The 2,717-nt window shown below is 35.5% G+C and carries 2 protein-coding genes; both read left to right on the plus strand.

Annotation, left to right across the window (positions count from 1 at the left end; translation table 11 throughout):
* The first annotated feature begins 16 nt into the window (after positions 1 to 16).
* Entirely contained in the window at positions 17 to 1,471 is a 1,455-nt protein-coding gene (gene nhaC, locus JJE11_RS17325; RefSeq protein ID WP_291637883.1) for a Na+/H+ antiporter NhaC, read from the plus strand.
* On the plus strand, positions 1,443 to 2,714 hold the full coding sequence (locus JJE11_RS17330; RefSeq protein ID WP_291637885.1) for a M20/M25/M40 family metallo-hydrolase: 1,272 nt from the start codon (positions 1,443 to 1,445) through the stop codon (positions 2,712 to 2,714). The genes nhaC and JJE11_RS17330 overlap by 29 nt, the downstream gene beginning before the upstream one ends.
* Positions 2,715 to 2,717: the final 3 nt, after the last annotated feature.

Below are 2,717 nucleotides of genomic sequence, written 5' to 3' on the forward strand. Positions count from 1 at the left end.
TAAGGGGGTGTTTCAAATGGAACACAAAGATTTATCGTCTATTAAACCGTCATTTTTGGGATCATTATCCGTTATACTATTTTTATGTATTACACTTACTATTCAGGTAATATTATATGGAAGTCCAGAAATACATACAACAATACTGTTTTCTGCTACTTATGCAATCATTGTTGCAATGGCTTCTGGGTTTAAATGGGATACTATTCAAGAGGGAATTATGCATGGCTGCAATTTAGCTATGATTCCGATGTTGATCTTAATGCTTATTGGTGTATTAATACCAACATGGATTGCAGCGGGAACAATTCCAACACTCATATATTATGGATTAAAAATAATATCACCAACTTTCTTTTTACTTACCACAGCTCTTGTGTGCGCAGTTGCATCAGTTGCAACAGGAAGTAGTTGGACTACAGGAGCTACTTTTGGAGTAGCTTGCATGGGAATAAGCGTTGGGCTAGGAATTCCAGCTCCAATGACTGCTGGGGCAGTTATATCAGGAGCAATTTTAGGGGATAAAATGTCACCTCTATCTGACTCAACAAATTTAGCGGCTGGAGTTTCAGAAGCAAATCTTTTCGATCATATTCGTAGCATGGTATATACTACCGGGCCTGCATTTGTAATATCTCTTATTATTTATACCATACTCGGATTTCAATTTAGTGGAGGAGCTGTTGATACAACAGCCGTTACTAGTATATTAGGAGGGATTCAATCATCATTTAAAATGACCCCTATGACCTCCATTTTAAGTTTAATTCCGTTAATAATTGTAGTCGTTTTAGCGGTTAAGAATGTCAGCGGTGTTGCTGTTATGGTCATTGCTTCATTAGCAGGCCTTGCTCTTGCGGTTATTATTCAAGGAAGAGGATTATATGAAATGATGAATTTCATGAATTATGGATTCGTAATTGAAACTGGAACTGAAACAGTTGACAAGCTCTTTAACAGAGGTGGGTTACAATCAATGATGTGGACAGTATCTCTTGGTTTCTTGGGTCTTAGCCTTGGTGGTATTATGGAGAAGACAAGAATGCTTGAAGTACTACTGGATAAAATGTCAGGTCTTGTGAGAAAACAAGGAAATCTTATTCTTACACACGTTATATCAACAATTGCAGTTAATGTATTTTCTGCTAGTCAATATATGGCTATTCTTATCCCAGGAAGAATGTTTTTACCTGCATATAAAAAACTTAAAATAAAAAATATGGTTTGTTCAAGGACATGTGAGGATTCAGGTACTGTAACATCGCCATTAGTTCCTTGGGGACTTTGTGGTGTATTCTTTGCAGGAACTTTAGGGGTATCCACTATGGAATATCTTCCATACACCTATTTAGCTTTGATTACTCCACTTATAGCTATAATATATGGTTACACAGGATTATTTATATTTAAAGAGGAGAAAGAGGAGAAAGAGGCGATACAAAATGACAAAAAATCATCAGCAGATATGTAAAGATATTACACCATCCGAAACAAATAAATCATTTGAAACAATTATACCATTTAAGGAAATTACACAATCTGAAACCATTAAATTAATGAAAAAGTTAATTTCAACACATAGTCCTTACTTTCATGAAGAAGCTATTATGGAGCTTACCCATAAGTGGTTTATTGATAATGGGATTAGTGCAAGGATTCATGAATACCATGAAGCGAAAATTACTAATTTCAAGGGCAAAAATGTGATTTGTGAAATGACTGGTGATAGTGATGGCCCAGTCATCTGTATAAATGGTCATATGGATACCGTTAATCTTTGCAATGGTTGGACGAAAGAGCCTTACGTAGGACTGGTAGAAGAAGATAAAATTTACGGGGTGGGTGCTCTTGATATGAAATCAGGTAGTTGTGCTTCTATGCTTGCTATTAGAAAGTTTCATGAGCTCAACAAAAGTTTTCATGGAAAGATTATTGCAACCTTTGTTTCGGACGAAGAAGGTCCTTATGGACTTGGTACAAATGCATTAATTGAAGAAGGTTTATTTAAAGATGTAGACTTTTCAATTATTGCTGAACCAAGTGCGGGATTCAACAGTCTACCATTCCCTAATTTATGTCTTGGTGCAAGAGGTGGCTATGGTCTTGAGGTTGAATTTTTCGGTAAAGCTGCTCATGCGGCTTTGCCATCATCAGGTATTAATGCAGCAGTGGATGCCGGAAAATTTATGTGTGAATTAGAAAAAATAGATTATGTTGAAGATGAATTTTTAGGAAAAGGTGTCGCTTGCGTAGTTGCATTAGAAAGTGATGGTGGTGCCTGTAGCGTTCCAGATTATGCTAAAGTCAAATTGTTTTGGCATATAGTTGTGGGAGAAAATGAAAAAACAATAGAAAATCATATAATAGATGCAATAAAAAAAGCAAATATTAAAAGTGATTTTAAAATCTCTTTTAGAGATGCACCAACAGAGGGTAGCAAGGGTTTTCTACCATTTACTGTACCAAAGGATAATCATTTTGTAGGTACGTTTTTAGAATCAATAAATGATATTTGTGAATGCCCGCCAAGTATATCTTATTTTCAAAGCATAGGTGATTTTAATTACTTAGGTTCAAGGTTAAACGCCCCTGCAATTATTTTCGGCGCAGAAGGCGAAAATTTTCATGGTGCTGACGAATATGCTACTATTAGTTCTATTACAAAAACGGCAGATATAATCTACAAGTTTTTAGTGAAAGTCCTTACAAAATAACAA

The organism is Clostridium sp. (assembly GCF_016650095.1).
Classification (GTDB): Bacteria; Bacillota; Clostridia; order Clostridiales; family Clostridiaceae; genus Clostridium_AD.

What these genes read in the sequence shown, in the direction of transcription:
- JJE11_RS17330 (WP_291637885.1), top strand. Translation starts at nt 1,443, where the DNA reads ATGACAAAAAATCATCAGCAGATATGTAAAGATATTACACCATCCGAA.
- nhaC (WP_291637883.1), top strand. Translation starts at nt 17, where the DNA reads ATGGAACACAAAGATTTATCGTCTATTAAACCGTCATTTTTGGGATCA.